Consider the following 19,509-nt stretch of genomic DNA (forward strand, 5'->3'; position numbering starts at 1 on the left):
TGGAATATCTTTTATAATATACGAAAACCGCCTAAGAATTAAATCCACTCAGGCGGGTCAACAATCATAGTTCTATTATTCATATCAATATCTATAATGACACCATCAATAGCAGCAAGTAATAGATCTGGCTCACCTGGTTTTGTGACAACATAAACATCATTGGCACCAGGTTGCAACACATCTGACAACGTGCCAAGTAAGACACCTTCTTTGTTATATACAGATAAACCAATCATATCAAATATATAATAGCGTCCTTCTTCTAATGGCACCAATTGCTCTCTAGTAATTTGAATGTCCTTCTTGCTAATTAGTTCTGCAGCATTTCTATCAACAATCTCATCAAGTGTAATTAATACAAATTGCTTATGAAAACGAGCCGATGAAAGATGATAAAGTTTACCATCAATATAACAGTCATCCATCGTTAGAAACCGATCAGGAAAATCGGTTTGCGGTATAACTTTAAGTTCGCCCCGCACACCGTGCGGGGCAACAATTACACCTATAGTAATTAAATCATGCTGCATTATTAAGAACGGAATGCAATAATTTTGCCATCTTCTAGCAAAATTTCTGATTTCATACAATCATCTAAATTATCGCCAACTTTAACAGTAATAGTCTGTTCGATAGTTCCTTGTGCGATTTCAGAACCGATTTCAAGCTGCTCTGCTTCTTCCAATTTAGCTGTTACTTCTACCTTGAATTGTAAGCGTTTTTGTTTTTCATCTTCAATCTGTTGACGTAATTCAATTAAACCTTGTGCATCAATTTTAGCTTGTTCTGTTAACATTCGTTTTGCTTGCACTTCGATTTGTTCTAATTCTTGTTCAACCATAGTAAGACGAGTTTTCAAATCAGATAAAATATTGTTTTTCAAAGTTTCTGTAACTTTTGCTTTCACTGTCACAGGAACACGTAATGTCATTTCTTCCATCTATTCATCCTCTTAGACAATATCAACGGATATCTTTTTATTCTCTTTAATAGCCGCCGCTTTAATAACAACACGAATTGCTTTAGCAATCCTGCCTTGTTTTCCGATTACTTTTCCCATGTCTTCTGGTGCTACATGAAGTTTATATACTTCAACGGCACCTTCTTGAACCATGGTAACAGAAACGGCATCAGGCTGTTTAACTAATGACTTAGCAATTAATATAATTAATTCTTTCATCATAGATATGCCTTTCTATTAATTACTTTTTAGCGTCAGCAAATTTTTGCATAATGCCTTGTTTTTTGAACAAAGAGCGAACTGTATCAGTAGGTTGTGCACCTTTCCCCAACCAAGATAATGCTTTTTCTTCATCAACGTTTATGATAGCAGGATCTTTCGTTGCATCATATTGACCGATTGTATCAACAGGACGACCTTCACGTGGAGCGCGAGCATCTGCTACTACGATACGATAAAAAGGAGCTTTTTTAGCACCTAAACGAGTTAAACGAATTTTTAACATGTATTTCACCTCCTTAACAATATAGCTTGACCATATCTAAATTATACGGTCAAGATTTATCCCATAAACGGAAACTTAGGTAGTTTAGGCATTTTGCCTCCTTTGCCTCCGCGGAATGCTTGCATTTGTTTCATCATTTTACGTGCTTCATCAAATTGCTTGATGAGACGATTTACCGATTGCACATCCGTACCTGAACCCATGGCGATACGTTTACGTCGAGAGCCATTTAATATGTTAGGATTCTCGCGTTCTTGTGACGTCATTGATGTTATAATAGCCTCGATATGTCGTATTTCTTTACTATCCATATCAATATTTTTCAATTGCTCTTTAAACTGACCCATACCTGGTAACATACCAATAATATTTTGTAAAGGCCCTAATTTACGCACTTGATTCATTTGCTTTAGAAAATCATCCAAGGTGAAATTATTTTTGGCCATTTTTTTAGCCATTTCTCGAGCTTCTTCTTCATCAATAGCACCTTGTACATTTTCAATCAAGGTTTTAAAATCACCTAAATCCAAAATGCGTGATGCCATACGATCAGGATAAAACACATCGAGCCCATCCATTTTTTCACTGACCCCAGTGAATTTAATTGGCAACCCAGTAACAGCTTTTATAGAAAGAGCTGCCCCGCCACGAGCATCGCCATCTAGTTTCGTTAAAATAACGCCATCAATACCGAGCTTTTCATTAAATGTTTGCGCCGTAGTAACCGCATCTTGCCCAATCATAGAATCCACTACTAATAAAATTTCATGTGGTTTAACCGCCTGTTTTATATTGACTAATTCATTCATTAACGCTTCATCAATAGCTAAACGACCGGCCGTATCGATAATAACAACGTCTTTTAACATAGATGTACTAGCCATAATAGCTTCACGAGCAATATCAACAGGGTTAGCTTGATCTTCTTTAGCAAATACAGGTACATCTATTTGTTTGCCTAATACTTGTAACTGTTTTATAGCCGCTGGTCTATACACGTCAGCTGCTACCATCATAGGATGTTTGCCTTGCTTGCGTAAATATACCGCTAGTTTACCTGCTGTAGTTGTCTTACCAGCACCTTGTAGACCTACTAGCATAATAATAGTAGGCGGCTTCGAAGCAATCATAATGCGACTTTGCGTGCCACCCAATAAGTCAGTTAATTCATCATTAACAATCTTAATAACCGTCTGTGTTGGATTCATCGATCCAAACACATTTTCACCTAAAGCCTTTTCTTTAACATTATTGATAAAATCTTTAGCTACTTTAAAGTTTACATCTGCTTCTAGTAGCGCTGTACGAACTTGTCGCAAAGCTAGATTGACATCATCCTCTGTAATTTTACCTTTACCTTTTAAAGAAGCAAAGGCTTCTTGAAGTCTATCTGACAAACTATCAAAAGCCATTCTACCCCTCCATTTGCATCAATAATTTCTGCACATTTGATACAGAGATAATTTCCTTTGATAGTTCACTTTTCATGGCCGCTATAAGTGCTTTACGTTTTTCATATTGAGCTATCAAATGTAATTTTTCTTCATAACCAGTTAATAGTTGCATTGCTTTTTTTAAATTGTCATATACCGCTTGACGAGATACTCCTAACTCTTCAGCAATTTCGCCCAACGACATATCATCTTCATGATGTAACTGCAAACAATGCTTTTGTTTATCTGTTAGCAACATCCCATAGAAGTCAAGTAGTAGACTCACTAACACTCTTTCTTCCATATGTTGTCACCTTATTAAACTTATGTAAAGTAAATTTACTTTACGACTTATTTTAGCAATACCATAAATGGTTGTCAAGTATTTTTACTTGTCTTTCATTTTCTTTTACAAGTCATCTACACAGCTAACTGTATCATTTCACAATTAATTATTTTGTTAACGCCATGCGATCACTAATAGCGCCTTCACTAGCCACTTCAAATCGTTCCAACAAATCTTTCACTGTTAAACGTGCCTTGTCGTCTCCTTTGACATCAAAGATAATCTTACCACTATCCATCATAATAAGACGATTACCAAAACGTAATGCATCACGCATATTATGTGTGATCATAAGTGTTGTTAATTGATTATCGGTAACTAGTTTTTCTGTCAATTGCAATACATTTTCTGCTGTTTTAGGATCAAGTGCCGCTGTATGTTCATCCAATAATAACAATTCTGGTTTCAGCATAGTTGCCATTAACAGTGTAATCGATTGTCTTTGACCTCCACTTAATAAGCCCATCCGTGCTGATAAACGGTCTTCCAAGCCAAGCCCGAGTAATGATAGCCGTTCTTTGAAAAACTCTCTTTCTTCTGGCACAAATGCCCATTTTAACCCCATTCGCTTACCACGACGCATAGCAAGTAATAAGTTTTCTTCAATTTGCATACTCCCCGCTGTTCCTAGCATAGGATCTTGAAAAACACGACCAATAAAAGCAGCTCGCTTATACTCTGGCATATTGGTCACATCGCATTCACCAATAGTAATAGATCCATCGTCTATAGGGAATACGCCAGCAATCGAGTTTAATAAGGTACTTTTCCCAGCACCATTGCCACCTATGATAGTGGCAAAATCACCAGGTTCTAATGTTAAATTAATGCCTTGTAAGGCTGTTTTCTCATTAATAGTGCCTTTAAAAAATGTTTTAACTAAATTATTAATAACTAACATAGGGCACCCTCCTAACGATTTAACCATTTTACTTTTAATGTAGGTAATGACAATGCAATCGCTACTAAAATTGCGGTAAATAATTTTAAATCATTTGGTGGCATTCCTAAATACAATACAACAGCGATAACAATTCGGTATACAACAGATCCAAGAATAACAGCTACTAAGTTACGTACAAATGACTTCACACCAAATAATACTTCTCCAATAATAACGGAGGCTAACCCAATAACAATAGTACCGACTCCCATACCAACATCAGCAAATCCATTGCCTTGCGCAATTAAAGCTCCTGAAATAGCTACAAATCCATTAGAAATTAATAAACCTAACACAATCATAGCATCTGTATTGACTCCTTGTGCACGAATCATTTGTGGATTAACACCTGTAGCACGTAGGGCTGCACCAATTTCGGTGCCAAAGAACCACATAAGTAGCAAACAACATAAAACAGCAATAATAAGTCCTACTACCGCTAATGCCCAAGTGTTCGATAGCCCTATTTGCATAAAAAAACTATAAATTGTATCAATACGCAATAGAGATACATTCGCTTTACCCATAATATGTAAATTAATTGAATATAAAGCAATCATTGTTAAAATCCCTGCCAATAGTGCTGGAATTTTTAATTTTGTATGGATTAATCCAGTGATTGCCCCTGCTATCATGCCACCTATAGCGGCTACAATAATAGATACCAATGGATGATATCCATTGACTAACATAATCGCCGAAATAGCAGCTCCCATAGGGAAACTGCCCTCAACAGTTAAATCGGCTACATCTAATACACGGAATGTAATAAATACACCAATCGCCAACATAGACCACAATAAGCCTTGTGCCAATGTACCAATTACTAAATCTATCATAGTTCCTCCTTCTCTATAACAAAATGCGTATTGTAAATACATGATTATCTACAATACGCATTATTACTTATTTACTTACATACTATTACTAATTATAACTATATAAATGCTATTTGTTAGCTTCATTTCGTAATTCTTCAGGAATAGTAAGTCCTAATGCAGCAGCAGCTTTTTCATTAATTTTTAATCGTAAATCATTTTGTATTTCGATTTTCATGTCTGCTGGTTTAGCTTCGCCTGCTAAAATCTTAGCAGCCATTTCTCCTGCTTGGAATCCTAACTGATAGTAATCTACAGAATATGTAGCAATCGCGCCAGATTTTAACAAGTTTTCTTCTGCTGGGAATACAGGTATCTTAGCTGCATCCGTAATACCAATTAAATTAGATATAGCAGATACTACAATATTGTCAGTCGGCACATAAATAGCCTGCACTCCTTGTGTTACTAAGTTTTGTGTTGATTGCTGTATATCATTAACATTCGATACAGTAGCTTCTTCTACAGTGATTCCCTTCGTAGCTGCATAGGCTTTCATTTTTTCAACTTGAACTTGTGAATTAACTTCACTAGACGTATAAACAACACCTATCTTTTTTAGATTTGGAATAAATTTCATCATCAAATCAATTTGTTTCTCTACAGGACTTAAATCGCTAGTACCAGTTACATTCGTACCTGGTTTATCATTAGACTTAACTAATTTAGCTAATTCATAATCAGTAATTGCAGTCCCCACAATAGGGATATCCTTGCTAGCATTCGCCATAGATTGTGCTGCTGGCGTAGCAATCGCTAAGACTAAATCTTTTCTGTCTGATACAAATCGTTGTGAAATACTATTTAAATTAGATTGATCGGCTTGCGCATTTTGTTGATCAATCTCTACATTATCCTTATAGCCCTTCGATGCTAATCCATCAATAAAGCCTTTATTCGCTGCATCCAATGCGGGATGTTCTACTAACTGAATGATTCCTACTTTGTAGTGATCTTTTTTGCCTTGATTATTACCACATCCTGCCATCACTCCAATTGTAAGTATGGCACCTACTGCTAAGGCTAATCCTTGCTTCCATTTCATAATAAAATCCTCCTCTACCTACTATTCTACAATTAACTTCTCCCAAGGAGATACTAATACAACGATTATAGACGTTTTTCCATAAAAGTTCAATAGATTTTACCAAAATACATACCCTATTCTTTTTTATAGTAATTAGTAATATGTCAAAGCTATCCTATTTAATATAGCCATGTTGCACTAATGTTTCATGCCACACGTCTTCTTTAAATCCTACCAACACTACATCATCAACTACTAAAATAGGACGTTTAACAAGCATACCATTCGATGCTAGTAATGCGATCTGCTCATCTTCTGTCATAGTAGTTAATTTATCTTTTATATTTTCATTGCGATATACTTGTCCTGACGTATTAAAAAACTTCTTAAGTGCAAGTCCACTATGACGATACCACTTTGTTAATTCAGTAATGTTAGGATTATCTAGTTTAATATCTCTCGCAACAAAATCAACGCCTTGGTCTAGTAAATATTTTTTAGCCCGTTTACAGGTCGTACATGTAGGATACTCTACTAATAACATGACTATCTCCTTATCATTTTTCAATCGTTGCTAACATGTCTTCTGTCAACTCATTAGCCGCCAAAATATATTCTCGTAACTTACCTCGTTGTAAAGCTATTTTCATAACAGGCACTTCAAAAGGATCTAATATAACAGCAAATAAAATATCTCCAGTGACAAAATAGCCGACTACTGCTTCCCCTTCTTGTTCATCCAAAGTTTCTCGTACTACTTTAACGCAATATGGCTGCATAATACGTGCCGCTTCAGTAGCTACTAATTCGCGATCAGCTATATATTCCTCTGCCTTTGCTTCTGGAATATCAAAAATATCAACTTTTACTGTTTTTATATTAGATTTCTCACCTAAAAAAGACATTAATTAGTCAACCCCTCCGCTGCCGCTGTCAAAAATGCAATATAACATTTTTTTGCTTCATAAATATCTGCCTTACTTGTAATTTCCCATGGTGCATGCATACTAAGAACAGCCACACCACAATCAATCACATTCATGCCGTATAGAGCCATAATATAAGCGATAGTACCGCCGCCACCTAAGTCAACACGGCCCAATTCAGCAGTCTGAAAGGCCACTTGATTATCATCCATAATGCGGCGAATAAACCCCATATATTCAGCATTAGCGTCATTGGATCCGGATTTACCACGAGATCCTGTGAATTTATTAAAGACCACCCCTTTACCCAAGAAAGAGGCATTTTTCTTTTCGAATGCCGATGCATACAAAGGATCATAACCAGCACTTACATCAGAAGAAAGCATGCGAGAATTTTCCAACGTGCGACGAATTGCTAAGGTGCCTGTTTCGCCCATTAATTCTAACACTTCTGCAACCGCATTTTCGAAAAATTTTGATTGCATACCTGTAGCACCTACAGAACCAATTTCCTCTTTGTCAACTAGTAAACAGCACGTCGTACGTTTCACTTGATCCACTTCAAGCATTGCTACCAACGACGTGAATGCACACACGCGGTCATCTTGTCCATAACCAATCACCATACTCCGATCAAAGCCTAACTCTCGAGCTTTGCCAGCAGGAACAATTTCTAATTCAGCAGATAATAAGTCTTCTTCTTCAAATCCATATTCCTTACTAAATATGACATTTAAAAATTTAGTAACACCCTCTTTTAATTCACCTTTTACTGGCTGACTACCAATTAATACATCGAGAGCTTCCCCTTCAATCACTTTAGAAGCCTTCTTTTCCATCTGCTCCTGCCCCAAGTGTGGTAACAAATCGGTAATGCAAAATACTGGATCACTATCCTTTTCACCAATTGTTATATGAATCGTAGTGCCATCCTTTTTTACGATTACTCCATGCAAAGCAAGTGGCATAGCTACCCACTGATATTTTTTTATTCCCCCATAGTAATGGGTGTCAAAAAATGCTAAATTGCTATCTTCATAGAGAGGATTTTGCTTAATATCAATACGCGGTGAATCAATATGAGCGCCTAATAAATTCATTCCTTTTTGAATATCATCTGTACCAATATTAAATAAAGCAATCGATTTTCCCATATGAACTTTATATACTTTATCACCTGGCTGTAAATTTTTGCCCGATTGTATGTAAGAATCTAAATCACTATACCCAGCTTGCTTGGCTTGTTGTACAGCTTGGACAACACATTCTCGTTCTGTCTTACCATCATTTAAAAACTGTATATACTCTTGGCATAACAATTCCAACGCTTCTATGTCTTTTTGTTCATACTCATGCCATGCAATTTTTCGTTCCATATAACTACTCCTTTTCTAACGATTTGCCATGCGTTTATGATAACGCTCTCTAGCTCGTTCTTCCTTTTCTTTATTAATCATACCACGTTGTGTATAAAATTGCTCAACATCTTTGTTACTAGCCCCGATAGACTTAGTAACATAAACACGTCTTTTACCTCTTCTGCTTATATATTTTCCTATTTTCCATTGGACTGAAAATGTTCCATGTGTATCACAATGGGCGATAGACATATATTTACCATGGCCTACTTTTTCTGGGCGAAGACATGTCATCTTAGCTTGACAATTAGGGCAGTAAACGGTTCTAATCTTATTATCCGCCATGACCTTATCCGTCACAGAAAAATTCTCATATAAAAAGAAAGCCTTTACATCAATCCCTAATAGAGGATTTCTACTTCTTATATTGCTAGATGAGTATCTTTTAATACCTTCTAGCAAATTAATTTTTTGACAAATTTTAGCCGTAAAAATAGCATCATGTAAGGCATCATGAGCCTCTAATTGACCCGATTCTATATCCAATGAATCCATTGCTTTTTGTAATCCTACTTGTTGATATGTTCCTAAAACATGATAGGAATAAATTAATTGAGCATCATACCATACTGGTAGTTGAGGCGTAAAAAGACGATGTAACTGCATGTTATCACGGAGCATAGTAAAATCATCATGGCCCCAACTTAACAATACCGAATGAGCCCCACACCAATGAATAAACATAGTATAGGCCGTTTTAAACGAGACTCCTTTAGCTAAATCACTGGAAGAAATTCTTGTCAATGCCTCTACATGCGTATTCATCGTTTTTAAATACTTAGGTTTTACAAAAACTTTAAACCGGTCAATAATATGAAGTCTCCCATCTAATTTTATCGCACCAATTTCTATAATTTCTCCTGCTAAAGGAAATCCTGTATACTTTAAAAAAGAAATATCATTATGAAATGGCTGATTCCATTCCAAATCAAATACAATATATTCCATTATGCACCTGTACTAACAATGCTTTCTACCGCATGGATAACATCATCAGTGTTAATAACGCTTAACCCTTTATAAGTGCCTTCACGAATAACTTGCTTCATATTTTTATGAATATCATAAGAATCCATAGATTCTAGCACAATAGCTTTGGACTTGTAGGGGCCGTAAAAGAAAGGATTAGATGGACCATATAGGGCTACAATAGGTACACCTTGACTAACGGCCACATGCATAGGACCAGAATCATTTGTCACTAGTACTTGACATCGTCTCATTGCCGCCGCCAATTCACCAATAGAAAATTTACCAGTACCTATAATAGGAGAAGATTTCATTAATTGTTGTACATCACAGACCATATCTACATCCATCTGTCCACCGAAAAAAATAGTTTTATACCCTCTATTAGCAAAATAATCTGCTACTAACGCAAATCTCTCTTTAGGCCATCGTTTTTCGATAACAGCACTCCCAATATTAAAACCAATCACCTTATCACTATCTACCACGCCTGACTGGCGATAAAAATCATCTGCTATTTTATCCCACGTTGGACAAGTTTCGATATGCAAGCCATGATTTTCAATATTACTAACACCTAACTCTTCTAGCACATGTAAATACATATCTGCTGCATGCCTAGTACGTCTATCAAGTCGAATATATTGACTCATAAAGGGGCGAAAGAGAAAATGACTCATCCCCGTCGTAAAATGACCCCCAATTTTCCAAGCCAAATATGACGTTCGTTCATTAGGATGCAAATTAATAACTATATCCGGAACTTTATCCTGCCTAATTTGTCTAGCAATCTCATTTAATCCTCTAATACTATTATGTTTTCCTTTTTTATCTACTACTACTAATCGATCAATATAAGGACTATAACGCATAACATCCGCTAATTTTTCATCAATTACATACGTTATATGACTATTAGGTGCTGCTCTTCTTAACACCTCTACAAAAGGAGATGTTAATATGACATCTCCCAAATGCATAAGAAATGTAACCACTATATGCTTATGATTTAATTCTATCATATGACATCTCCTTATTAACATCTATTTAAAGTCATGTAAAGTAAGCACTTATATAGTCTGTTAAGTACAGCTCCTGCTTAGCAATTATACTCTTTCCTATTAATACGCTCTATAAGATATGTTCATACATATTCCATACATCATCTATCGTAATTTGTTTCATACATTCTGTATCATTAACTAATGGTTTTTTTGGTGTTGCTGCTGATGTAGGAGATACAATTAGATGAATATGATTGCCTCCATATGGTCCTGTGCGTTCTGGAGAAGTAGTACCAAATAATGCAATCAATGGTTTTTTTAAAGCATTGGCAATATGCAATGGTCCTGTATCTGCACTAATATATAAATCACAGATACGAATTAGTTCAATTAATTCAGGCATTGTAGTTTGTCCAATCAAATTAATTAAATTGCTATGACACACTGCTTTTTCTATAATCGCTCCTTTAGGAATATCATCAGCTGCTCCAATCAATACTACTTTACGATTATCTAGACATAGGCGTTTACATAGTGCAGAGAATGAATCAACAGGCCACTCTTTGACGGTCCATCTAGCACCAGGAGCAACTACAATATATGAATCATGTTGACTACTACGAACAGAAAGCAGCTCATGTACATGTTGAGCTGCTGCTTCATAATACGGTAATGGGAACTCGATATCATCAACTACACCACCCAATACGCGTACCGTATCTAAATAACGTTCAATAACATGATCATATTTATGTGGCCCTATCAATGGTGTATTGATAAAGCGACTTCCTTCACGTAATTCCCAATAACCATATTTCTCCTTAGCACCCGAACACCAAGACACAATGGCACTTTTAGCTAAACATTGCAAGTCTAGTGTCATATCAAAGTGGCAAGCATGCAGATCTTTCCACAACGTTTTAATATACGAAATAGATGTTAATTTATGTTTATCAATAAAAATAACATCATCCAACCATGGTTTACCTGGTAATATATCAGCAAATTGTTTGTGAATAGCCCATGTTATGTTAGCTTGAGGGCAATTATGTCGCAATGCAGCTAATGTAGGCAATGCATGAACCACATCACCTAAAGAACTCATTTTTATGATTAGTATATTTTTATATTTCTTCATTAACTCGTTGCTCCCATACTTGTTTCATAAATAGATCGAGACGACCTCCAGAAAATAGGTACCCATCAATACCTGCATTATGAGCAGCTTCTACATCTCGAGTACTATCCCCTATTAAAAAACTAGATGCCCTGTCTATATCATACTTTCTCATGGCTTGAAATAGCATGCCAGGTTTTGGCTTTCGACAATCACAGTCCTTTGTATACATAGGAATAATTCCATCTTTATGATGAGGACAATAAAAAATATCTAAAATAGGCACTCCATAACCACGTAATTCTTCTACCATATAGGCGTGTAAACGATTCATATCATCTACTGTATAGTACCCTCTTGCGATACCGCTTTGATTAGTGACAATAATAATTTCATAATTTCTGTGATAGGCTTCAATCAGTGCAGCAATAGCCCCATCAATCCATTCAAATTCTTCAATTTTATATAAATAGGATACATCGCGATTGAGTACACCATCACGATCTAAAAATAAAATTTTCTTCTTCATGATTGTCTACTCCTTTTATAGAATGTATTCTATATAGTACTATCTACCAATTCTTTATAAGAAATTATATATATAGCCCTAATTAAATTTTCTTCTCCATAAAAGTATGCTCCTAGAATTCCTTTCTATACATTTATGATACTTCCACAGAAAAAATACTATTTTATCGCAAGTAGCCTTCATTATTATCTAATAACTCACAGTATTCATGAACTGCATCCGTCAACTTAGTAAAACCTTTATCATAACCTACTGCCATAAGTTTAGTTGTATCTGCCTCTGTATAACTTTGATATTTTCCTTTTAATACCTCTGGAAATGGAATATATCGTATCTGTCCACTACCATGATAATCAATGACAGCTTGCATAAATTCATTAAATGTATGTGCCTGACCTGTGCCGCAATTAAAAATACCACTAATTTCAGGATGCTCCAAAAAAAATAAATTCACATTTACCACATCTTTTACGTAAATAAAATCACGTTTTTGTTCCCCGTCTGCATAGCCGTCAGTGCCTTTAAATAAAGTAATCTCACCGGTTTCACATAATTTATAAAACATTTGGCGAACTAAAGAAGCCATATTATCTTTATGTGATTCATTAGGCCCATACACATTAAAATAACGTAATCCCACTACTTGCGATTCTAGGCATCCCTCAAATTTTCGTAAATACCGATCAAAAAATAATTTAGAGTATGCATATGGATTTAAAGCTTCTTCACAACTAGGATTCTCAGTAAAGCCATTCTTCCCACTCCCATAGGTAGATGCAGATGAGGCATAAATCATTGGTACACGACGTTCTTGACAATAATGAAATAAATTTTTTGTGCCTTCAAAATTATTTTTCATCATATATTTTCCGTCATATTCCATTGTATCTGCACAAGCACCATCATGAAATACAACTTCTATCGATCCACAGTCAAACGTATTTAACGCCACCGCTTCATCAAAATCTTCACAATCAATATAATCATAAAAGTCAAGATTTTGTAAATTGCGAACTTTTCGTCCATCGGTCAAATCATCTACAACGAGTATATCATTGCGACCTCTATTATTTAGTTCTTTCACAATATTACTGCCAATAAAGCCAGCTCCACCTGTTACGATAATCATAATTTATTCTCCTTCGCCAATGTAGCTATACGATTTATAATACTCGATGTAGAATATCCTTTCTTAAAGGATAGGATTCTAACATCTTCTACAAACTCACGACCAATAACATCTTCCACTTCATAGTCGCCACCTTTAACGAGAATATTTGGTCGCAACTCAGCGAGTAACTCAGCTGGCGTATCTTCATTAAATATAACAACCCCATCAATGCAACCTAATGCTTGTAATACAGCTGCTCGATCATTTTCACTAACAATTGGCCTTGTTTCTCCTTTTAAACGTCGTACCGACTGATCGCTATTTAGGCCTATAATTAAATGATCTCCTAATGTAGCAGCTTCCTGTAAATAAGAAATATGACCCTTATGAAGAATATCGAAGCAACCATTCGTAAATACAACGGTGTCACCTTGTGCTTGCCAATGATCAATTAATTCTTTCATAGTCTCCCAAGAATATACAGATGTATGTAAAAGTTTATCTTTTTGTAAATCGTGCCATAATTCTTGTAATTCTTTACGATGAATTGGATAAGTACCAACTTTAGAAACTACAATACCTGCTGCGCCATTCGCAACATGTAAAGCGAGACGTAACGATAAATTGCCTGCCAGTGCTGTAATCATCATAGCCACTACTGTATCACCTGCACCGCTCACATCAAATACTTCTTGTTGTGTAGCCGGGTTATGCCATACCTTTCCTTCTTGACTGACAAGAGTAATCCCCTCCGCAGAGCGAGTAACAATCATATAGGAAATATCTAAATTACCTAGAATCGATGTTGCTCCTTTTACAATCATCGTGTTCGTATTTTCTAACTCATAGCCTACAACTTCACTTAATTCTTTTACATTCGGTGTAATACAAGTGGCACCTTCATACTTAGACCAATCAGAACCTTTAGGGTCAACAATAGTAATAATAGAGTGCTCCTTAGCAAGTGCCCATATTCTATTTAACAGACTAGGTGTGCAAACACCTTTGCCGTAGTCTGATACAACAATTCCATCAATGCCTTGACGACATAATGCACTTAGCCATTGAATTAACTGTTCTTCTTCTTCTAAAGATGATGTTTGTACAGTCTCAAAATCAAGGCGCATCATTTGTTGTCGATTACCTAATACCCTCATTTTAGTAGTAGTACTATGAGATTTGCTATATAAAATACCATTTCCATCAATATTTTCATGGGCTAATAATTGTTGTAACATAGTCCCATGATCGTCATCTCCTGCAATGCCCCCTAAATACACATAACAGTCTAAATTTGCTAAGTTCGAAGCGACATTCGCAGCTCCACCTAACACTTCTTTAATCTGCGACACCTTATTAATAGGTACAGGTGCTTCTGGTGAAATGCGATTAACATTGCCATATATATAACGATCAAGCATAATATCACCAATAACAGCAATTTTTAAATTTGGTAATGTGTGATTTAAAAATTCATTAATTGTTGTGTTAATCATAATCTTCTTCCACCAACTCACATATAATATGCCCTGCTAAGATATGCATTTCTTGAATGCGTGCGGTTATACGGCTAGGCACAGTCAATGTTAAGTCACATATGGATTTTAATTTTCCACCATCTTCACCAGTGAGCCCAATCGTATGCATGCCTATATCACGAGCTTTTTTCATCGCGCGCAACACATTTTCACTATTTCCTGAAGTAGAAATACCAATTAATACATCTCCAGCACGCCCTAATCCTTCTACCTGTCGTTCAAACACAGTATCATAACTATAGTCATTAGCTATAGATGTTAAAATAGAAGTATCTGTAGTCAACGCGACTGCTGCTAATGAGCGACGTTCTTTAACAAACCGTCCTATCAATTCCGCTGCTAAATGTTGTGCATCTGCAGCTGACCCACCATTACCGCATAGCAGGATTTTATAGCCATCGGCTACTGCTTGTTTACATCGCTCACCAATTTCACTAATAATAGATAAATAGTCATCTTCTATAAATTTACCGAACACATCTAAATGTTCAATGCATCTTTGTTTCACAATAGGATTCGTATCCATATGTCTCCTTTCTATATGATATAAGCATATTCTTGTTCATGCTAAGATCATGTAATTCTACGATGTAACTATATGTATTACATGAATCAAAAAACATAGATCTTGTAATCTCATAATGGTGATTAACGATCACTATTTTTTAAATGTTTTAATTCTTCCATAAAACTATCGATATTATCAAATTTACGATATACAGAGGCAAATCGTACATACGCAATTTGATCAATTTCCTTTAATTGATTCAACACTAGTTCACCAATATGATCCGTTGTAACCTCATCTTCTGATTCATTGCGGATCTGATATTCTACATCATTAACAACTTGTTCCATCCTTGCCATAGGCACAGTTCGTTTATCACAAGAACGTAATAAACCATTGAGTAATTTACCACGATCAAATAACTCACGATGACCACTTCGTTTTAATACCATCAAAGGTACTTCTTCAATAATTTCATATGTCGTAAATCGACGACCACACGCCATACATTCTCTACGTCGGCGAATGCTATTGCTATCATCCGTAGCACGTGAGTCTGTAACCTTAGTTTCTGTATGTTGGCAAAACGGACATCTCATAATGTTACTCCTATCTAATTTATATATACTATACAACATATTGTACTAAATAACGTTCAATATGTCATCTATCTTCCTTTCTTGAATAGATGACAATATATATTCATGAACTCATATCGATTTTAACCTATCTATAGCAGAATCTTGTTCGCACATCATAAAAAATCTCCTAAATAAGTACTATGAGTGAATTGTATTCACAAACTTACTTATTTAGGAGATTATATACCTACTATTTTTTATTTACACTATCTTGAATCTTAATCAAGCAATCGCCACTTTCAATACGACTACCTTCGCGAACAAAAATAGTTTCCACTATACCATCAATAGGAGATGTGATCGTAGTTTCCATTTTCATTGCTTCTGTAACAATAAGTGGTTCACCCTTCGCAACCGCCTGCCCGACTACAGCAATAATTTTAACAACTGATCCTGATAATGTAGCCCCTACTTCACCTGGTACAGTATCATCAACTTTACGACGAGCCAATGCATTCGTTTTAACATGTTTATCATGAACTTTAATCGACCGTGGTTGTCCATTAAATTCAAATACTACAACGCGGTCACCATCTTCATTCGGTTCACTAATTAACAATAATTTAATAATTAAAGTTTTGCCTTTTTCAATCGTAACAGGTATAGTTTCACCTATATTCATACCAAAGAAGAAAGTTGGCGTGTCAAGCACTGATACATCGCCAAATTGCTTTCTAAATTTAGACCAGTCTTCATATACTTTTGGATATAAGCAATAGGCACTAATATCTTCATCAGTTGTATTATATCCTTTTTCCTCTAATTCATGACGTACATGTTCAAAATCAACTGGTTGCAATACTGCACCCGGTCGTTTACTAATTGCTTTTAATCCTTTTAAAATAATTTTCTGAAGTTTTTCTGGAAATCCCTGATATGGTACACCTAAGCGTCCTTCAAAGAATTCTACTACCGATTGAGGGAAGTCAAGTGTATCACCTTTATCATAAATGTCTTGCTCTGTTAAGTTATTTTGCACCATGAATAAAGTCATATCGCCTACTACTTTAGAAGATGGTGTAACTTTAACAATATCCCCAAACATCATATTAACTTGGTGATATACTTTTTTAATTTCAGACCACCGATCACCTAATCCTACACTTTTAGCTTGTTGTTGTAAGTTAGAATATTGTCCACCTGGCATTTCATGTTGATATACGCTTGTATTAGGATATGGTGCAGTATGATCAACGCCACGATAGTAAGGACGAATTGATCCAAAATAATCTGACATTTCTTGCATATATTCTGCATTCATACTTGGCTGACGACTATGTCCTGACAAACCATAATACATGGAATTCATGCTTGGTTGACTAGTGCCATTAGCAAAGGCGGAGTAAGCTAAATCAATAACGTCTACACCAGCATCAACCGCTCTGCCATAAGTATAAATAGCATTACCAGAACCTTCATGTGTATGTAAATGAATTGGTAATGATGTAGCATCTTTTAAAGCGGATACTAAATTATAAGCCGCTTGCGGTTTTAATAAGCCTGCCATATCTTTAATCGCAATAATATTAGCGCCCGCTTTTTGTAACTCTTTCGCCATAGTTACATAATATTGTAAGTTATATTTAGGACGGGAACCATCTAAAATATCACCTGTATAACATACGGCTACTTCTGCTAATTTACCTTGATTACGAACTTCATCAATAGCTATATGCATATTATCCAGACTATTTAAGCTATCGAACACTCGGAATACATCAACACCATTTTTAGCTGCTAATTGAATAAAGTTACGCACTACATTATCTGGATAACTAGTATACCCAACTGCATTAGCACCACGCAACAGCATTTGTAATAACGTATTGGGTACTTCTTTTCTAAACATGCGCAATCGTTCCCATGGATCCTCATGTAAGAATCGATATGCTACATCAAACGTAGCCCCACCCCAACATTCTAAGGAGAATAAATTAGGTACACCACGTGCCGCCTTACCAGCAACTCGTGCCATATCAATGGTCCGCAAGCGAGTCGCAAATAAAGATTGATGTGCATCACGCCATGTAGTATCAGTAAACATAACTTTATCTTGTGCAGATACCCATTTTGAAAACTCTTCAGGTCCTAATTCATCGAATTTTTGTTTTGTCCCCTCTGCTAAAGAGCATTCTAAGGTAGAAGGTAATTCAATGGAATCAAAATTTGGCTTTGCTTCTGCGCCAGTACCCGTATATCCGTTAACTGTAATATCTGCGATGTAGTGTAACAACTTAGTGCCGCGGTCACGAGTTGCTTTAAACTTAAACAATTCTGGATGTTCATCAATAAAGTTTACATTACAATGTCCACTTACAAAATCAGGATGTTCTAATACATTCATTAAAAAACGAATATTCGTTTTTACTCCACGAATGCGAAATTCTCGCAAGCATCGTAACATTTTCCGAATGGTCTCTTCATGATTTAGCGCATAAGCTGTTGCCTTCACTAATAAAGAATCATAATACGGTGTTACTACAGACCCAGTAAATGCATTGCCTGCATCTAAGCGAATACCAAAGCCACCACTACTGCGATATACAGACAATTTACCTGTATCTGGCATAAAATGATTAGTAGGATCTTCTGTAGTAATACGACACTGAATCGCCGTTCCTTCACAACGAATTTCATCTTGTGGAGGAATACCTACTTCTGGACTATGCAACTCATAGCCTTCCGCAATGCGAATTTGTGTATGTACAATATCAATACCCGTAATCATTTCTGTTACAGTATGCTCTACTTGAATACGAGGATTAACTTCTATAAAATAAAAACTTCCATCTTGAGTTACTAGAAATTCTACTGTACCAGCACCTACATAATGTACATTATTCATGATTTTTACAGCCGCATCACAAATATTGCGACGAATTTCCTTTGATAATGCAAAAGCAGGCGCCATTTCAACAACTTTTTGATGACGACGTTGTACAGAACAATCGCGTTCATATAAATGAACTACATTACCATGAGTATCTCCAATAATTTGTACTTCAATATGTTTTGGTTCTACAATTAACTTTTCTACATATACATCATCATCACCAAATGCACTTTTAGCTTCTGACTTGGCCCGATCATAGGCATCTCGTAAATCTTCCATGCAATCAACGGCACGCATGCCTCGACCACCGCCGCCATTTACAGCCTTAATCATTAATGGGAAACCATGGGTGTTAGCAAATGCTTCTAATTCTTCAAAGTTTTTAAGTGGTCCATCACTACCTGGAATCATTGGAATATTAGCTAACTTTGCTTGTTCACGTGCATTAACTTTATCACCAAACATTTGTAAATGCTCAAGGTTTGGTCCAATGAAAATAAGTCCTTCTTCACGGCACCGTTTAGCAAATTGTGCATTTTCGGATAAAAATCCATAGCCCGGATGAATAGCATCTACGTCATGTTCATGAGCAATGCGAATGATATCTTCAATATCCAAATAAGCATCAACTGGTTTTTTACCTTCTCCTACTAAGTAAGCTTCATCCGCTTCATTACGATGTAATGATAATGTATCTTCTTGAGAGAAAATGGCAACTGTGCGAATCCCCATTTCATTACATGCACGGAATACGCGAATGGCAATTTCTCCCCGATTAGCCACTAAGACCGACTTAATTTTTTTCATTAGAATTCCTCC

21 protein-coding genes are annotated in these 19,509 nt (G+C 35.9%); all 21 read right to left on the bottom strand.

Annotated features, from left to right (window positions below):
• Positions 1 to 38 precede the first annotated feature (38 nt).
• On the bottom strand, positions 39 to 533 hold the full coding sequence (rimM, locus tag K357_RS0100760) for a ribosome maturation factor RimM (RefSeq protein ID WP_028257002.1): 495 nt from the start codon (positions 531 to 533) through the stop codon (positions 39 to 41).
• 2 nt (positions 534 to 535) lie between these two features.
• Positions 536 to 943 (bottom strand): YlqD family protein, encoded by a 408-nt coding sequence (locus K357_RS0100765; protein ID WP_028257003.1) that lies wholly within the window; start codon positions 941 to 943, stop codon positions 536 to 538.
• A 12-nt stretch (positions 944 to 955) separates the two neighbouring features.
• Positions 956 to 1,183, bottom strand: a complete 228-nt coding sequence (locus tag K357_RS0100770) for a KH domain-containing protein (RefSeq protein ID WP_028257004.1) — start codon at positions 1,181 to 1,183, stop codon at positions 956 to 958.
• A gap of 22 nt (positions 1,184 to 1,205) precedes the next feature.
• Positions 1,206 to 1,469, bottom strand: coding sequence for a 30S ribosomal protein S16 (rpsP, locus tag K357_RS0100775; RefSeq protein ID WP_028257005.1), 264 nt, complete (start codon positions 1,467 to 1,469; stop codon positions 1,206 to 1,208).
• Positions 1,470 to 1,525: 56 nt separating this feature from the next.
• Entirely contained in the window at positions 1,526 to 2,881 is a 1,356-nt protein-coding gene (ffh, locus tag K357_RS0100780; protein WP_028257006.1) for a signal recognition particle protein, read from the bottom strand.
• Between the two features lies 1 nt (position 2,882).
• Complete coding sequence (ylxM, locus tag K357_RS0100785) at positions 2,883 to 3,206, bottom strand: YlxM family DNA-binding protein (RefSeq protein WP_028257007.1); 324 nt, start codon at positions 3,204 to 3,206, stop codon at positions 2,883 to 2,885.
• Between the two features lie 148 nt (positions 3,207 to 3,354).
• Positions 3,355 to 4,149 (bottom strand): ABC transporter ATP-binding protein, encoded by a 795-nt coding sequence (locus K357_RS0100790; RefSeq protein WP_028257008.1) that lies wholly within the window; start codon positions 4,147 to 4,149, stop codon positions 3,355 to 3,357.
• A gap of 11 nt (positions 4,150 to 4,160) precedes the next feature.
• Entirely contained in the window at positions 4,161 to 5,030 is an 870-nt protein-coding gene (locus tag K357_RS0100795; RefSeq protein ID WP_028257009.1) for an ABC transporter permease, read from the bottom strand.
• Between the two features lie 109 nt (positions 5,031 to 5,139).
• The gene (locus tag K357_RS0100800; RefSeq protein WP_028257010.1) at positions 5,140 to 6,114 is read right to left on the bottom strand and encodes an ABC transporter substrate-binding protein; all 975 of its coding nucleotides are present in this window, start codon (positions 6,112 to 6,114) and stop codon (positions 5,140 to 5,142) included.
• A 157-nt stretch (positions 6,115 to 6,271) separates the two neighbouring features.
• Positions 6,272 to 6,640, bottom strand: a complete 369-nt coding sequence (locus tag K357_RS0100805; RefSeq protein ID WP_028257011.1) for a Spx/MgsR family RNA polymerase-binding regulatory protein — start codon at positions 6,638 to 6,640, stop codon at positions 6,272 to 6,274.
• Positions 6,641 to 6,653: 13 nt separating this feature from the next.
• A complete protein-coding gene (locus tag K357_RS0100810) occupies positions 6,654 to 7,001 on the bottom strand; it encodes a hypothetical protein (protein WP_028257012.1) in 348 nt (115 codons plus the stop codon).
• Complete coding sequence (locus K357_RS0100815) at positions 7,001 to 8,398, bottom strand: aminopeptidase (protein ID WP_028257013.1); 1,398 nt, start codon at positions 8,396 to 8,398, stop codon at positions 7,001 to 7,003. Before K357_RS0100815 ends, K357_RS0100810 begins: the two co-directional genes overlap by 1 nt.
• A 15-nt stretch (positions 8,399 to 8,413) precedes the next feature.
• Positions 8,414 to 9,388 (bottom strand): 3'-5' exonuclease, encoded by a 975-nt coding sequence (locus K357_RS0100820; protein WP_028257014.1) that lies wholly within the window; start codon positions 9,386 to 9,388, stop codon positions 8,414 to 8,416.
• Positions 9,388 to 10,428 (bottom strand): glycosyltransferase family 9 protein, encoded by a 1,041-nt coding sequence (locus K357_RS0100825; protein WP_028257015.1) that lies wholly within the window; start codon positions 10,426 to 10,428, stop codon positions 9,388 to 9,390. The genes K357_RS0100820 and K357_RS0100825 overlap by 1 nt, the downstream gene beginning before the upstream one ends.
• A 112-nt stretch (positions 10,429 to 10,540) precedes the next feature.
• Entirely contained in the window at positions 10,541 to 11,551 is a 1,011-nt protein-coding gene (locus K357_RS0100830; RefSeq protein WP_028257016.1) for a glycosyltransferase family 9 protein, read from the bottom strand.
• On the bottom strand, positions 11,538 to 12,059 hold the full coding sequence (locus tag K357_RS0100835; RefSeq protein ID WP_028257017.1) for a D-glycero-alpha-D-manno-heptose-1,7-bisphosphate 7-phosphatase: 522 nt from the start codon (positions 12,057 to 12,059) through the stop codon (positions 11,538 to 11,540). The genes K357_RS0100830 and K357_RS0100835 overlap by 14 nt, the downstream gene beginning before the upstream one ends.
• Before the next feature lie 163 nt (positions 12,060 to 12,222).
• Positions 12,223 to 13,188: an ADP-glyceromanno-heptose 6-epimerase gene (gene rfaD / locus K357_RS0100840; protein WP_028257018.1), complete on the bottom strand. Its 966-nt coding sequence runs from the start codon at positions 13,186 to 13,188 to the stop codon at positions 12,223 to 12,225.
• Entirely contained in the window at positions 13,185 to 14,666 is a 1,482-nt protein-coding gene (gene rfaE1 / locus K357_RS0100845; protein ID WP_028257019.1) for a D-glycero-beta-D-manno-heptose-7-phosphate kinase, read from the bottom strand. Before rfaE1 ends, rfaD begins: the two co-directional genes overlap by 4 nt.
• Positions 14,659 to 15,234 (bottom strand): D-sedoheptulose 7-phosphate isomerase, encoded by a 576-nt coding sequence (gene gmhA, locus K357_RS0100850; protein WP_028257020.1) that lies wholly within the window; start codon positions 15,232 to 15,234, stop codon positions 14,659 to 14,661. Before gmhA ends, rfaE1 begins: the two co-directional genes overlap by 8 nt.
• Positions 15,235 to 15,356: 122 nt before the next feature.
• The gene (gene nrdR / locus K357_RS0100855) at positions 15,357 to 15,815 is read right to left on the bottom strand and encodes a transcriptional regulator NrdR (RefSeq protein ID WP_028257021.1); all 459 of its coding nucleotides are present in this window, start codon (positions 15,813 to 15,815) and stop codon (positions 15,357 to 15,359) included.
• 232 nt (positions 15,816 to 16,047) lie between these two features.
• Positions 16,048 to 19,497 (bottom strand): pyruvate carboxylase, encoded by a 3,450-nt coding sequence (locus tag K357_RS0100860; protein ID WP_028257022.1) that lies wholly within the window; start codon positions 19,495 to 19,497, stop codon positions 16,048 to 16,050.
• Positions 19,498 to 19,509: the final 12 nt, after the last annotated feature.

Origin of the sequence: Veillonella montpellierensis DSM 17217, from assembly GCF_000426745.1 — a bacterium.
In the GTDB taxonomy this organism is placed as follows: domain Bacteria; phylum Bacillota; class Negativicutes; order Veillonellales; family Veillonellaceae; genus Veillonella; species Veillonella montpellierensis.